The organism is Formosa sp. F44 (genome assembly GCF_056238645.1).
Genome location: NZ_JBWDLJ010000002.1, coordinates 314,608 through 328,646, shown reverse-complemented (window position 1 = coordinate 328,646; position 14,039 = coordinate 314,608). Strand labels below are relative to the sequence as shown.

Here is a 14,039-nt window from a genome sequence, read left to right as displayed (position 1 = left end):
ATTAAAATACTATGGCACTTCTATTTCGTTTACAATCTTAGTAATAATATCTTCCGAAGACACATCTTCTGCTTCTGCTTCGTAAGTAATTCCTATTCTATGGCGTAACACATCGTACACAACGGCACGTACATCTTCAGGAATAACATAACCACGACGTTTAATAAAAGCATAACATTTAGCAGCTGTTGCTAGATTAATACTTCCACGAGGCGACGCTCCAAAAGAAATTAAAGGTTTTAAATCTGCTAATCTGTATTTTTCTGGGTAACGTGTTGCAAAAATAATATCAAGAATATATTTCTCAATTTTTTCGTCCATATACACTTCACGAACAGCTTCTTGAGCTCTTAAAATTTGCGCTACAGAAACTACAGGATTTACTTTTTCGTAAGTCCCTCTTAGATTGGCACGAACAATAAGTTGTTCCTCATCTAATTTAGGATAATCGATAACGGTTTTCAACATAAAACGATCGACTTGCGCTTCTGGTAACGGATACGTTCCTTCTTGCTCTACCGGGTTTTGTGTTGCCATTACTAAAAATGGCTTATCTAAAATAAAAGTTTCATCTCCAATAGTCACTTGCTTTTCTTGCATCGCTTCTAATAAAGCAGATTGTACTTTTGCAGGTGCTCTGTTAATCTCATCGGCTAGTACAAAGTTTGCGAAAATTGGTCCTTTTTTTATCGAAAAATCGTTTTCTTTAATGTTATAAATTAAAGTACCAACAACATCGGCAGGCAGTAAATCTGGAGTAAATTGTATACGACTAAAACTACCATCGATAGCTTTAGACAAGGTATTAATAGCAAGTGTTTTCGCTAGTCCAGGAACCCCTTCTAAAAGAATATGTCCTTGACCTAATAACCCGATAAGCAAACGTTCTACCATGTGTTTTTGTCCAACGATTACCTTATTCATTTCTAACGTAAGTAAATCTACAAAAGCACTTTCTCTTTCTATCTTTTCATTGATAGATTTAATATCAACCGTACTGGTACTATCCATATTTTTTGTTTTAAAAACTAAATTTTAGTCAGTAATTTAATGACACGCAAATTGTTAAAATTTTCCGTGTTTCGCTGTTAATAATTGGTTAAAAATTAAACATTATACAATAATTAAGATTTTAGATGACAAAAACTAATCTTCTTGATTTTAAATATTGCTATTTACACAAAAAACAACTCTAACCTTATTTTTATTAAAGTCGTTTAAGTATTTTTATAGTTGAATTATAACACCAAAAATGAAGACTAAAATAGCATTAATTACTGGGGCAACAAGCGGTATTGGAAGATCTACTGCCCATGAATTTGCCAAACATCATATAAAATTAATATTGTGTGGCAGGAGACAAGACCGTTTAGACATTATAAAAAAGGCATTAGAAAAAGACACCGATGTGCACACTTTGAATTTTGATGTTAGAGATAAGAAGGCAACCATTGAAGCCATTAATTCTTTACCTGAAGAGTTTGCAGACATTGACATCTTAATAAACAATGCGGGAAATGCTCATGGTTTAGATCCTATTGAAACTGGAGACACAGAAGACTGGGACGCGATGATGGATATAAACGTAAAAGGCCTGCTTTATGTTAGCAATGCGATTATACCGAAAATGACAGCACGTAAGACGGGACATATTATAAATATAGGATCGTCTGCTGGAAAAGAAGTATACCCTAAAGGGAATGTATATTGCGCAAGTAAACACGCCGTTTTAGCCATTACAGAAGGCATGCGCATAGACTTAAACCCGTATGGTATAAAAGTAGGTGCCGTAAACCCTGGTTTGGTAGAAACCGAATTTTCTAAAGTCCGCTTTAAAGGCGACCCCATCGCCAACTCGGTTTACAAAGGTTTTCAAGCTTTACAACCACAAGATATTGCAGAAATTATATACTTTGTAATTAGCAGACCTTACCATGTTAACATCGCAGATTTACTGGTTTTCCCTACTGCTCAAGCCAATTCAACCATTGTAAAAAAGGATTAAAATGATTAACAAGCGCCTTCTTATTAAAAACCTATTAGCACATAATGATATAAATAGTTTTTACGATAAAAAGCGCAAAATTAATATTAGTGAAAAAGAAGGGAAAGCAAAGTTTTTAAAACATGTTTGTGCCTTATCTAACAGCAACCCCAAGAACAATTCTTTTATTGTTATTGGGGTTGAAGATGATGATAATGAAATTATTGGTGTCGATTTTTTCGACGACAGTAAAATTCAGAATTTAATAAACGCTTATCTTACAAATCCGCCTATTGTACAATACGAGAATATTCCATTTCCGCACTTACCCAATCATAAAGTTGTTGGACTCGTAACCATTCGTCCCAATAACGGTATTACATCGCTTCGAAAGAATATTTGGAAATATTATGGTGGTGCCGTCTTTTTTAGAGATGGCAGTATAAGTATGCCGAAGGCTTTCGATATAGAACTAAAAGACGTGAATTCTAAAATTGTTGAAGCGATAGAAAATCATGCTCAAAACAATATAGAATATACCTTAAATGGGGTTTTCGACTTTATGAATTCCAGAAAAGACTATCATCCAGAATACCTTGTCTTTAAAGAGTATTTTGTGGTGTGTTGGGCCGGGCAACGTAAAACTGTAAAAAATAATACGTATTATTCTAGAGTTGACATCGAACTTATAAACGAACAAGTTAGGTTGTTTTTTTCGACTTTAGACGAAGTCTCTATTACCATTACAGAAGACTCTTTTAGTATTATTGAATATGTGCATTTGGGACTTCAAAATTCCTACAATTACTATCCGTTAGAAGAAACAGTAATCCGTTTTAAAGATAATGCAAGCTACCATATAGACACAAAATTATTGTTCGATCCACCACAATATAATCCCAAAGTCTTGCATCATATTTACAATACCAATAATAGCATACTTAATAAATTAAAGAAAGGATTAGCTCTTAATTCAGTAGAACAAGACGATATTAAAAACCTTCCTGCAACCTACTTATTAAGTTATTTAAATAATTTCCCCGAAGCTCTTCTTAAACTGGAAGAAGCAAAACCTTACCTTAAATCTTACAGTTCTGAAGTTTACCTTTTGTACAAGGAAACCATGCGGATATTAAGAAAAGTAAAATATAACTAACATTCATACTCACCTTTACGCTCTAAACAAAATAACATATTTACCACATAAACTTAGTTATTACAGGGTATACGTTTGCATGCTACAATTCGAATTTTATGCCCTGGGCCAAAGGTAAGTTTGTGGTATAATTTATAGTGTTTGTTTGTCGGCGCATATACACTTTCCAAGCATCAGAACCTGATTCTCGACCGCCACCAGTTTCTTTTTCACCTCCAAAAGCGCCTCCAATTTCTGCTCCCGAAGTTCCGATATTTACATTAGCAATTCCACAATCCGAACCGTTTACAGACAAGAATAACTCGGCCTCTCTTAAATTATTTGTCATTATTGCTGAAGACAAACCTTGAGCCACGTTATTCTGTATATGTACAGCATTTTCTACATCGCCCGAATATTTCAACAGATATAATATAGGCGCAAACGTTTCGTGTTGTACAATACCGTATTCTGGTTTTACTTCTGCGATAGCAGGCTTAACATAACAGCCACTATTATAACTTTCTCCCTCTAGTACACCACCTTCTACAAGCATTTTACCACCTTGCTTTTCGATTTCGACTAAGGCATTTTTGTACATTTTTACTGCATCTAGATCGATAAGTGGTCCTACGTGATTCGTTTCGTCTAACGGATTTCCAATTTTTAATTGACTGTATGCTTTAACCAAAGCCTCTTTAACCTTGTTGTACATACTATCGTGAATAATTAATCGGCGTGTCGAGGTACACCTTTGTCCGCACGTACCAACTGCACCAAAGACTGCTCCAATAATTGTCATTTTTACATCGGCATCTGGTGTTACGATAATCGCATTATTACCACCCAATTCTAAAAGTGATTTACCTAAACGTGCTGCCACATCTTGAGCCACAATTTTTCCCATTCTGGTTGAACCGGTTGCCGAAATTAAAGGCACTCGCGTGTCTTTTGTTAGCAAACTACCTACTTGCTGATCTCCATTAACCAAGTTAGAGATACCGTCTGGCAAATTATTTGCATGAAAAACTTCTGTTGCAATATTTTGGCAAGCGATACCGGTTAACGGTGTTTTCTCGCTTGGCTTCCAAATACAAACATCCCCACACACCCATGCCAAAGCTACATTCCACGCCCAAACGGCAACTGGAAAATTAAATGCAGAAATAACTCCAACAATACCTAAAGGATGATATTGCTCGTACATACGGTGTCCTGGACGTTCGGAGTGCATGGTTAAACCATAAAGTTGCCTAGAGAGGCCGACAGCAAAATCGCAAATGTCTATCATTTCCTGAACCTCACCCAAGCCTTCCTGATAACTCTTCCCCATTTCGTAAGACACAAGCAGTCCCAGAGCTTCTTTTTTCTCCCGTAATTTATCTCCAAACTGACGTACAATTTCACCACGTAATGGTGCAGGCGTATTTCGCCAAGTCTTAAAAGCGACCTGAGCTGTTTCGACTACTTTCTCGTAATCTTCTTTGGTTGTAATGTATACCGAACCAATAAGCTCGCCATCGACAGGAGAGTAACTTTCAATGCGTTCTGTACTACTAGAAAAAGGACTTGAACCGGTAGACGTTCCTTTATTTACAGCTTTTATCCCTAGTGTTGTTAAGACCTCTTTAATTCCGAATGTATCTGAAACTGATTCCATATTTTTCGATTTTACAATTTAAACTACTTATTATCACTAATATAACAATTTTAAACGGCTTTAAATCGGTTTGGAATTACAAATAGTCACGAGAACAATACGCATATCTAAATCACATTGAATATAGATAGGTCTCATTTATTTCTATCTAAAGAAAGGGCTATTAAAAATAATTTAACGTAGCTCGAATCCTTTTGCGGCCCACCACGGACGCACTTCAATTTCTAAACGACCAGCTTTAACCATGGGATCTGCATTTGCTAAACTATCTGCCATTTTAAGCGTTGGCACATTGTAAATGGTAACACCTCTTACATTACCCTGATCTCCGAACATACCAGAAATATCTGTATATCCTAATTTATACAATCTGCTAAAATACGCCATATGTGCTTCCTGAAGCTCTTGAGCCTCTTCTTCGTTCTGAATTCTTATCGCTCCAGATTTTAAGAAGGCCATAAAATACTTTTGCATTAAAATAGTATCTTTAGTTTCTTCATCGACAAAATCGTAAGTCTCGAAACCTTTAGCCGCCAATGTCGCTTTAATTTCAGCATAACTTTTAGGTGCAGGAACTACCTGCTCCAACATCTTTAAACTATCTATTTTAGAAGAGGTTTCTATCGTATCAACAGGATTAATGCTTGTATTTAGTGGTTCTTGTTTTGTCTGGTCTTTACAGCTTACCATAACGATAACGCTTAATATTACAATAAGATATTTCATTATTTCCAAGTTTTATACGGTTGTTTGCTAAGTTGTGAATTATAATATTTAACCTCTCCAGTAACTTCTTTACCTAGCCAAAGTGGTTTAGAGATAATCTCTGTAGGATGACTCAATTCTATTTCAGCTACGACCAATCCGGCATTATCACCAAAAAATTCATCGACTTCAAAAACATGCTGATTCATTCTAACTTCATAACGAATTTTATCAATTACACCATCTTCACATAATTTTAAAAGCGCTTCGGCATCGGATTTATCGATAGATTTCTCCCATTCGAAACGTTCTAAACCATCTTTAGTAGACTGTCCTTTTACCGTTAAAAACCCTTCGTTTCCTTTTAAACGGACACGAACAGTACGCGCTTTATCTGTATTTAAAAACCCTTGAATTATTTTAGTTTGCTTAAAAGCTTCAGATTTAAAAACATCAGATTCTACTAAAAATTTACGCTCTATTTCTATCATATTTAATTGCTATCTCTTTTATTTTTTCGGAAGGAATACACTGCAACTCATAAGTATTTTCTGCTAACCACAGCATTGCCGTTGCTATTGTTTCAGACTGTATAGGCTTATATCTTTTAAGCTTACCCACAAATAACGGAGCAGTTATTCCCATAATTATTTTACCTATATATTCTCCCAATCTAAATTCTGCTCTGCCACCTGTAATTAGCGAAGGTTGAAGTATATACGTATTTTCAATGTTTAAAGATAATACAACAGCCTGCATTTCCCCTTTAGTTCGGTTATAAAAAACGTTACTTGTTGCATCTGCACCCAAGGCAGAAATACATATAAACCGATTTATATTATTTTGAACACACAATGTCGCTGCAGCTACAGGAATTCCATAATCTACCTTATGATATATTGCTTTATCTGGAGTTTTAGATTTTGTGGTTCCAATACAACAAAACACAACATCGCCTCTAAATAATGTTTTATAACTATCTAAATCGAACAAATCGATAAGATATTCTGTAATTTTAGCATGCTGTATGCCACAAGTCGATCTACTAAAAAGTACAATACGACTGTAATAACTATTATTTAGCAGTGATTTCACTAAATGACTACCAGTTAAACCCGTTGCTCCTAATACAATAGCTGTTTTCCCCATAAGTTTAATTTTACTGTTATAAAGTTATTTAAATTTGTGTTATAGTATACGAAACACATTGCAAAAAACCATAGTATTACTGTACTAAATGATGGAGTCAAATTTTCCGATAAGAAAAATAATACATGTCGATATGGATGCCTTTTACGCATCTGTAGAACAAATGGATTTTCCTGAACTTAAAGGTAAGGCAATTGCCGTTGGCGGCAGTGAAAAACGTGGTGTAGTTAGCGCTGCAAGTTACGAAGCCAGAACTTTTGGTGTAAAAAGTGCTATGAGTGGCATACAAGCTAAGCGTAATTGTCCCGAATTGATTTTTGTAAAACCTCGGTTTGATCGTTACAAGGAAATATCTAAGCAGATTAGAAAGATATTTTTCGACTATACCGATTTGGTTGAGCCTCTATCTTTAGACGAAGCTTATTTAGATGTTACTACCAATAAAAAAGGAAATCCAAGTGCTTCGCTTATCGCCGAAGAAATTAGGAGTCGTATTTTAAAAGAAGTTGGGTTAACCGCTTCTGCTGGGATCTCAATTAACAAGTTTATAGCTAAAGTGGCTAGCGATTACAACAAGCCCAACGGACAAAAAACAGTAAATCCAGAAGATGTTTTACCGTTTCTTGAAGATTTAGACATTAGAAAATTTTATGGCGTTGGAAAGGTAACTGCCGAAAAAATGTATCAACTAGGTATTTATACCGGGAAAGATCTTAAATTAAAATCTATAGACTATTTAGAATCGCATTTTGGAAAATCTGGTTCCTATTACTATCACGTAGTACGCGGTATTCACAATAGCGAGGTTAAACCTAACAGGATTAGAAAATCGCTCGCTGCCGAACGCACATTTAGCGAAAATTTATCTAGTGAAATATTTATGCTAGAAAAATTAAAACACATCTCTGAGGAAGTTTCGAAACGGTTAAAAACCAACAAAGTCGCTGGAAAAACCGTAACCTTAAAAATTAAATACAGCGATTTTACATTACAAACCAGAAGTAAAACTCTACATTATTTTATAAGTGATGCCGACTTAATTATGGACACTGTAAAATCGTTACTTATACAAGAAGAATTAACCAATTCTGTGCGTTTATTAGGTATATCGATTTCAAATTTAAACACAGAAAAACTTGGTAAAAAAAGCGAAGACAAAAGTATAAGCATGCAATTACAGTTTCGGTTCTAATTCGTGTTCAGATTCCCTTCAAATTCATACATTTAGAGTTAAAGCGATATCTTTAAATTAACAATTATCATTCATTACCACTTTACATTGCATAATTAGCAATTTAGAATCATTTTAATTTAAAAAAACACACCAAACATACGGAGAATTAAAAATATCCTCAATTCTATTATTTTTATTTGTACTAAGTCTAAATAAAGTTAATTTTGCCTTAAATTTTAGACTAATGACCTATAAAAAGGGCCACCTTACCATTTTACTTATACTATTAAGTTGTATTGCTTTTGCACAGCAAGGCACTTTAAAAGGGAATGTTATTTTCGATACTAACGAACCTGTATTAGGCGCACATATAGTTTTAACAGGAAACAATCTTACTAAAGAAACTTCGACAGGTATTGATGGTGACTATAGCTTTAAGAATATTCCATTTGGGACTTATAATATCCAAATGAACTCACTAAATGCCAATTCACTTACTATAGAGGTCGTTCATAATTCTTCTAAAGACATTCACAATACGGTTATAAAATTTTCTGAATACCAAGATTTAGAAGAAATTTTAGTAAAATCTAAAACCACTAAAGAGAAGATTGAAGACGAAGGGTTTGCTGTTAACGTTATAGAAACAAAAGAGGCTGGTTTGAGAAATGTTCAAACTAACGAATTACTAAGAACAAGTGCAGGTGTAAATATCCGCCAAAATGGAGGATTAGGATCAGATGTTCAATACAGCTTAAATGGATTGTCCGGAAGTGCTGTTCGTATTTTTATAGACGGTATACCTATTTCGGTTTATGGTTCTTCATTTAGTTTAAATAGTATTCCGCCGTCCATGATTAAACGAATTGAAGTTTTTAAAGGTGTTGTTCCTGGGTATTTAGCAGACGATGCACTGGGTGGAGCCATAAACATTGTACTTCATAAAGGCGCTAAAAACAATTTAAACGCGTCTATTTCATACGGTTCGTTTAATACCTTACAGACAAGCCTTAATGGTTTATATCGTTTCGACAAGTCTGGTTTTACAGTAAAGGCATCTGGTTTTTATAACAGTTCGGATAACGATTATAAAGTTTCAGGCAGAAGTGTTGTGGTTACTGGTTTAGGTGGTGTACAAACACCAATAACGGCTAGACGATTTAATGACGCCTACGAATCTGTTGGAGGAATGGCTCAAATTGGATTTACCGATGTAAAATGGGCAGATCAATTCTTTATTGGTTTAACAGGATCAGACGATTATAAAGAAGTGCAACATGGTGCTTTTATGACTATTACACCTTATAAAGACAGGTTTTTAGAGTCTGATGCTACACTTGGAAGTTTAACCTACCAAAAAAGAGATTTATTTACCAAAGGTTTAGATGTAAATGTACATGGTGTTTACGGAACTAGAAACCGAGTGGTTAACGATACTATGCCTTGGGCGTATAGTTGGGCGGGCGAAAGAGCTATCGATTATAAAGGAGACGAATACAAATATACTTGGCTATCGCAACAAGAAGGCGGTCCGACATTAGCAACAATTAAAAGAAATGTAGCCTCGATTAGATCTGGAATTTCTTATGAAATAAACGATAACCACAAAATTTTGCTTAATCACGTTTACAGTGGTATAGACCGAGAAGACAGTGACGAAATGAAATCGCTTCTAGAAAACACATTTGTTGGTACTAGAGATTTAAATAAAAATATAGTTTCCGTAACCTACGAATTAAACGCATTTGATGACAGATTAAAATCGAATGTATTTTGGAAATATTATCAACAAAAAACGGTTAACATCGATCCTGATTTAGGAACCGATTCTAATGGAAATCAGCAAATTGTTGAGGAAATTACAGAAAGTAACAATAAAGATAACGGTTATGGTTTTGCTTTGTCGTATGAAGTTATTCCAAACATTTCAATATTAGCTTCAGCAGAAAAGGCTATTCGTTTACCTGATGAAACTGAAGTTTTTGGTAACGACGGAGATAATGTGGTAGCCAATCCAAGCATTCAGCCTGAAAAAAGTAAGAACTATAATTTAGGATTCAGATTCGGAAATTATACCATTAAAAAACATGATTTTAGTGTGTCTACTAATTTTTTCATTAGAGACATGACAGATCGTATTGGCTTACCTATTGAAACCTCTTTAAATGTAGACGACGAAACCATTTTATATGTTAATCAAGGGAATGCAAAATCTAAAGGAATCGATGTACAATTAGATTATACTTTCAATAATAATTTCGGATTCAACTTTAACGTGTCACATTTCGACTTAACAACGACTACAGATCGTGGAACAAAAATAGATATCCCTAACACACCATTCTTTACTATGAATGGTAGCCTACGTTATTCGTTTAAGGATTTAATTCAGAAAAAATCACAATTAAATCTGTATTACACCATGTATTTCACAGATGAATTTTCATACCTAACACCCCTAGGTTCTAATGTCGTTGGAGACGATTTCTTTAAAGTACCACAACAATTAGCACAAGATTTTGGAGCGAGCTATGCGTTCCCAAACAGAAAACTTGTGATGAGTTTCGATATAAAAAACATTTTCGACGAAGCGGTATACGATAACTTATCTGTTCAAAAACCTGGACGTGCATTTTACTTAAAACTTAATTATACAATCAATAAATTTTAATACTAAATATTTTTTTAAATATGAAACGTAATTTTTTAAATTTCAGAACAATTATAGTAGCAACGCTAGCCATGGGACTAATAAGTTCTTGTAGTAGTGATGATACAGACGGAGACACAGACCCAGGTAACGGTACAGATCCAGGTACAGATACAAGATGGATAACCGTAGCCGGAGCTAGAATGGGTGAAACGCCAGGAGACGGTAATGGAGGTACATTAATTTACTCTATTACTAGTACAGACGCAAAAGACCCTACAGTCTCTGTATCTCCTTTTGACAATGGATTTGTAGCTCCATCGAATAGAACTGCTAGATTACAATCTTCTGAAGACGGTAGTACTATATTTAATATTAGCTATGCTGGAGATACTGGTGGAAATTATACCAAGTATATTGCAGAAGGAGGACAAACATTTACACCTTCTGGTACAGCAGTAAGTATTGCTCCTTATGTAGGAACAGCACCACGATGGATCAAATTATTTGACGGAGACAAAACAGGAGCCGCTGTTTATGTAAATACAGAAAATGAAATAGACGATAATGGTACCGCAGACGATGTTACAGACGATTCTTATATCCGTACAAAGGCAACAATGGGTGTAGTAACTTTAGATTTAGTAAACTCTTCGATTATAAAGTTTTCAGAACTTGAGATACCATTAAGTGATGAAGAAGAAGCTAAAGGATATTATTTCTCAAGAATTGACATGCCTACTTTAAATGCAGCCGGAGATAAATTATATATTGGTGCGCGTTTAAGCAAAGTAGACCCTACAACGACTGAAAGCGATAGCGATTACGAAATTTTAGGTTCTAAAACTATCATTTTAGATTATCCAACTTTAGAAAATCCAACAGTAATTACGTCTACAGTAGGACACGGAAACACTAACGGTTACCGTAGTATTAATGCTTTCGAATATAACGGAAGTGTGTACCAAGCAAATCAAAGTGACCCAGAAGGTTCTCACATCTTAAAAATTGATGCTAATAACCAATACGATAACACATACGACTTTAATTTAGATGATGCTTTAGGAGTTCAAGGTGCGTATATTTTAGCTTGGAGACCAGCATCTAATGGTAAAGCAGTTATAGCTTACCGTCATGATGGTTCTGCTGAAGGTGTAGCAGGTGCTCAAGGATTTTTTGCTCTTGCCGATTTAAATACGAAAACAGCTCAAAAGATTGAAGGTATCCCTTACGATCCAGATTTCTACTTATTCCAATACCAAGGTTTTGTTGTTGACGGTACAGAAATTTACTTAACTCAGGCTCCTGTTGGTGAAAATGGAAACATTTACGTTGTAGAAACAGAAACAGGTGAAGTTACTAAAGGTGCAGAATTAGTTAACGCAGAAGGAAGCCACTTTATTGGAGTTTTCTAGATCTAATCTATATTTATAATACATAGAAAAGACTGCCCTAACAGGCAGTCTTTTTTGTTTAAATAGTATTTTTAAACAGAGAGCTTTTGAAAGCATTATCTATGCTTAAACTTTATATTATAACGCACAAAAAAGCCCCATTAACAAACGTTAATGAGGCTTTTATATAATTTAGGTAAACTACTATATCCAGTGATTATAACTTAATCTCTGACACACGTAATGTATTCACCATTCCTTTATCTTGAATAGGCATCGCTGCTAAACTAATTAACATATTACCTTCTTCTAAATATCCTTTTTCGCAAGCTAATTTATTTACATCTTCAATTGTTTCGTCTGTACTAACAAATTTATCGTAGTAAAACGCTTTCACACCCCATAATAAATTAAGTTGCGTTAAAATACGTCTGTTAGATGTAAATACTAGAATATGAGCTGAAGGTCTCCATGCTGAAATTTGGAACGCTGTATATCCACTATTTGTTAGTGTAGATATAGCTTGTGCGTTAATTTCGTTTGCCATGTTTGCGGCGTGGAAACATATAGATTTTGTAATATAACGTTTTGTACGAATATGTGGCGGAGATTGTGGCACTTTAATAAGTGGTGAATCTTCTACACTTTTAATAATATTCGACATTTGTTTAATAACCTGAATTGGGTATTGCCCAACAGAAGTTTCTCCAGAAAGCATAACAGCATCTGCACCATCCATTACAGAGTTGGCAACATCGTTTACTTCGGCACGCGTTGGTGTTAAACTATCTATCATAGTTTCCATCATTTGCGTTGCAATAATAACCGGTATTCTTGCTTTTTTAGCACATAGTACTAATTGCTTCTGAATTAATGGTACTTCCTCTGCAGGAATTTCAACTCCTAAATCACCACGAGCTACCATTAAACCATCGCAATATGCCACGATTTTATCGATATTTTCTACCGCTTCTGGTTTTTCAATTTTAGCAATTATTGGAATTTTTTCTTCACTGTGTTCTTTAATCAGTTCTTGTAATTGCATTAAATCTTCGGCATGACGCACAAAAGATAATGCCATCCAATCTACTTTTAAAGAACATGCAAAAATAGCATCTTCGATATCTTTTTCGGTAAGTGCGGGTTGCGAGATATTAGTATTAGGAAGGTTAACACCTTTTTTAGATTTTAACGGACCTCCTTGAATAACTCTTGCAGTAACTTCGTCTACCTCGTTAGTAGATACAACTTCAAAAATTAATTTTCCGTCGTCAAGAAGAATACGTTCACCTGCTTTAGCATCTTGTGGGAATTGTTTGTAGGTCATGTAAACACGTTCCTTTGTACCTTCAAATCTTTCGCCAGTAGCAAAGATTATCTCGTCTCCAGGGTTTACAAAAACTTCCTCTTTCATTACACCTACACGAAGCTTTGGACCTTGTAAATCACCTAAGATCGCAGCATTGTAACCGAATTCATCATTTAACTCACGAATCATTTTAACACGTTCTGCGACATCTGCATAATCAGCATGAGAAAAATTAATTCTAAACACGTCAGCTCCTTCGTCTAACATCCCTTTTAAAACTTCCTTCGTACTCGTCGCTGGCCCTAGGGTGGCCACTATTTTGGTCTTCTTTCTTTTCAACATTAATTAAAAATTAAATTGTCTTTCGATTTTAACTGATCCACATCTACCATGTAAGTTGTTATAACTTCTGGTATTTGTTGGATTTTATTTACTATTAATTGTTCACTTATTTGTAAGTCTTCCTTTGTAATCTTCATTAAATAATCTACATTTTTTAACTCAGGAACTAAGTTATAAGACTTTATAATTTTTTCTTCATTTGCAAACAGAGAACCTGAGCTTTGTAAGCTATCTTCTTCGCGTTTACAAATATTAGACACCAAATTATATGTAATTAAATTTGCATTGTCCTTCCATTCGAAAATGGGGTAAGAAGCCGAAAAATATTTGTAATCAATATCTTGAGCTCTTCTTTCTAAGTTTAATTTTAGATTGCTATTTAAATAATATGCTAATCTATAATCTTCTAACCTACTATGTATGGCAATTAAAATATAATCGACGTCTTCTAGAAAGTCCTCAAGATTAAGTTTATGAATGGCCATAATCGTTACGTTATGTATGTAAAGATAACATTTATAAACATTAATAAATTAA

The 14,039-nt window shown here is 34.6% G+C and carries 12 protein-coding genes; 5 read left to right on the top strand and 7 right to left on the bottom strand.

Translation table 11 applies throughout. From position 1 onward, the window contains the following. Positions 1-9: 9 nt before the first annotated feature. The gene (locus tag AC0UBM_RS06405) at positions 10-1,011 is read right to left on the bottom strand and encodes an AAA family ATPase (RefSeq protein ID WP_414035750.1); all 1,002 of its coding nucleotides are present in this window, start codon (positions 1,009-1,011) and stop codon (positions 10-12) included. 241 nt (positions 1,012-1,252) lie between these two features. On the opposite strand from AC0UBM_RS06405, the gene AC0UBM_RS06400 reads away from it, so the two are divergent. After that, positions 1,253-2,005: an SDR family NAD(P)-dependent oxidoreductase gene (locus AC0UBM_RS06400; protein ID WP_475688087.1), complete on the top strand. Its 753-nt coding sequence runs from the start codon at positions 1,253-1,255 to the stop codon at positions 2,003-2,005. 1 nt (position 2,006) lies between these two features. Further along, positions 2,007-3,140, top strand: coding sequence for a DUF5929 domain-containing protein (locus tag AC0UBM_RS06395; RefSeq protein WP_475688086.1), 1,134 nt, complete (start codon positions 2,007-2,009; stop codon positions 3,138-3,140). Positions 3,141-3,222: 82 nt separating this feature from the next. On the opposite strand, the gene amaB is transcribed toward AC0UBM_RS06395, so the two are convergent. The 4 genes from amaB to AC0UBM_RS06375 form a co-directional block, all read right to left on the bottom strand. Beyond that, a complete protein-coding gene (amaB, locus tag AC0UBM_RS06390) occupies positions 3,223-4,779 on the bottom strand; it encodes an L-piperidine-6-carboxylate dehydrogenase (RefSeq protein ID WP_475688085.1) in 1,557 nt (518 codons plus the stop codon). Between the two features lie 174 nt (positions 4,780-4,953). Beyond that, positions 4,954-5,505, bottom strand: a complete 552-nt coding sequence (locus tag AC0UBM_RS06385) for a YciI family protein (protein WP_434037322.1) — start codon at positions 5,503-5,505, stop codon at positions 4,954-4,956. Then, the gene (locus AC0UBM_RS06380; RefSeq protein WP_414035755.1) at positions 5,505-5,975 is read right to left on the bottom strand and encodes a CYTH domain-containing protein; all 471 of its coding nucleotides are present in this window, start codon (positions 5,973-5,975) and stop codon (positions 5,505-5,507) included. The genes AC0UBM_RS06385 and AC0UBM_RS06380 overlap by 1 nt, the downstream gene beginning before the upstream one ends. Continuing rightward, positions 5,956-6,633, bottom strand: a complete 678-nt coding sequence (locus AC0UBM_RS06375) for an NAD(P)H-binding protein (protein ID WP_414035756.1) — start codon at positions 6,631-6,633, stop codon at positions 5,956-5,958. The genes AC0UBM_RS06380 and AC0UBM_RS06375 overlap by 20 nt, the downstream gene beginning before the upstream one ends. 91 nt (positions 6,634-6,724) lie before the next feature. Between AC0UBM_RS06375 and dinB the strand changes: the two genes are divergently transcribed. The 3 genes from dinB (at position 6,725) to AC0UBM_RS06360 (ending at position 11,872) form a co-directional block, all read left to right on the top strand. Then, the gene (gene dinB, locus AC0UBM_RS06370; protein WP_475688512.1) at positions 6,725-7,825 is read left to right on the top strand and encodes a DNA polymerase IV; all 1,101 of its coding nucleotides are present in this window, start codon (positions 6,725-6,727) and stop codon (positions 7,823-7,825) included. A gap of 226 nt (positions 7,826-8,051) precedes the next feature. Continuing rightward, on the top strand, positions 8,052-10,478 hold the full coding sequence (locus tag AC0UBM_RS06365; protein WP_475688084.1) for a TonB-dependent receptor: 2,427 nt from the start codon (positions 8,052-8,054) through the stop codon (positions 10,476-10,478). 20 nt (positions 10,479-10,498) lie between these two features. Beyond that, positions 10,499-11,872 (top strand): hypothetical protein, encoded by a 1,374-nt coding sequence (locus tag AC0UBM_RS06360; protein ID WP_434037319.1) that lies wholly within the window; start codon positions 10,499-10,501, stop codon positions 11,870-11,872. 196 nt (positions 11,873-12,068) lie between these two features. On the opposite strand, the gene pyk is transcribed toward AC0UBM_RS06360, so the two are convergent. Next, complete coding sequence (pyk, locus tag AC0UBM_RS06355) at positions 12,069-13,502, bottom strand: pyruvate kinase (RefSeq protein WP_414035760.1); 1,434 nt, start codon at positions 13,500-13,502, stop codon at positions 12,069-12,071. Then, the gene (locus AC0UBM_RS06350; protein WP_414035761.1) at positions 13,502-13,987 is read right to left on the bottom strand and encodes an IPExxxVDY family protein; all 486 of its coding nucleotides are present in this window, start codon (positions 13,985-13,987) and stop codon (positions 13,502-13,504) included. Before AC0UBM_RS06350 ends, pyk begins: the two co-directional genes overlap by 1 nt. Positions 13,988-14,039: the final 52 nt, after the last annotated feature.

What these genes read in the sequence shown, in the direction of transcription:
- AC0UBM_RS06405 (WP_414035750.1), bottom strand. Translation starts at nt 1,011, where the DNA reads ATGGATAGTACCAGTACGGTTGATATTAAATCTATCAATGAAAAGATA.
- AC0UBM_RS06400 (WP_475688087.1), top strand. Translation starts at nt 1,253, where the DNA reads ATGAAGACTAAAATAGCATTAATTACTGGGGCAACAAGCGGTATTGGA.
- AC0UBM_RS06395 (WP_475688086.1), top strand. Translation starts at nt 2,007, where the DNA reads ATGATTAACAAGCGCCTTCTTATTAAAAACCTATTAGCACATAATGAT.
- amaB (WP_475688085.1), bottom strand. Translation starts at nt 4,779, where the DNA reads ATGGAATCAGTTTCAGATACATTCGGAATTAAAGAGGTCTTAACAACA.
- AC0UBM_RS06385 (WP_434037322.1), bottom strand. Translation starts at nt 5,505, where the DNA reads ATGAAATATCTTATTGTAATATTAAGCGTTATCGTTATGGTAAGCTGT.
- AC0UBM_RS06380 (WP_414035755.1), bottom strand. Translation starts at nt 5,975, where the DNA reads ATGATAGAAATAGAGCGTAAATTTTTAGTAGAATCTGATGTTTTTAAA.
- AC0UBM_RS06375 (WP_414035756.1), bottom strand. Translation starts at nt 6,633, where the DNA reads ATGGGGAAAACAGCTATTGTATTAGGAGCAACGGGTTTAACTGGTAGT.
- dinB (WP_475688512.1), top strand. Translation starts at nt 6,725, where the DNA reads ATGGAGTCAAATTTTCCGATAAGAAAAATAATACATGTCGATATGGAT.
- AC0UBM_RS06365 (WP_475688084.1), top strand. Translation starts at nt 8,052, where the DNA reads ATGACCTATAAAAAGGGCCACCTTACCATTTTACTTATACTATTAAGT.
- AC0UBM_RS06360 (WP_434037319.1), top strand. Translation starts at nt 10,499, where the DNA reads ATGAAACGTAATTTTTTAAATTTCAGAACAATTATAGTAGCAACGCTA.
- pyk (WP_414035760.1), bottom strand. Translation starts at nt 13,502, where the DNA reads ATGTTGAAAAGAAAGAAGACCAAAATAGTGGCCACCCTAGGGCCAGCG.
- AC0UBM_RS06350 (WP_414035761.1), bottom strand. Translation starts at nt 13,987, where the DNA reads ATGGCCATTCATAAACTTAATCTTGAGGACTTTCTAGAAGACGTCGAT.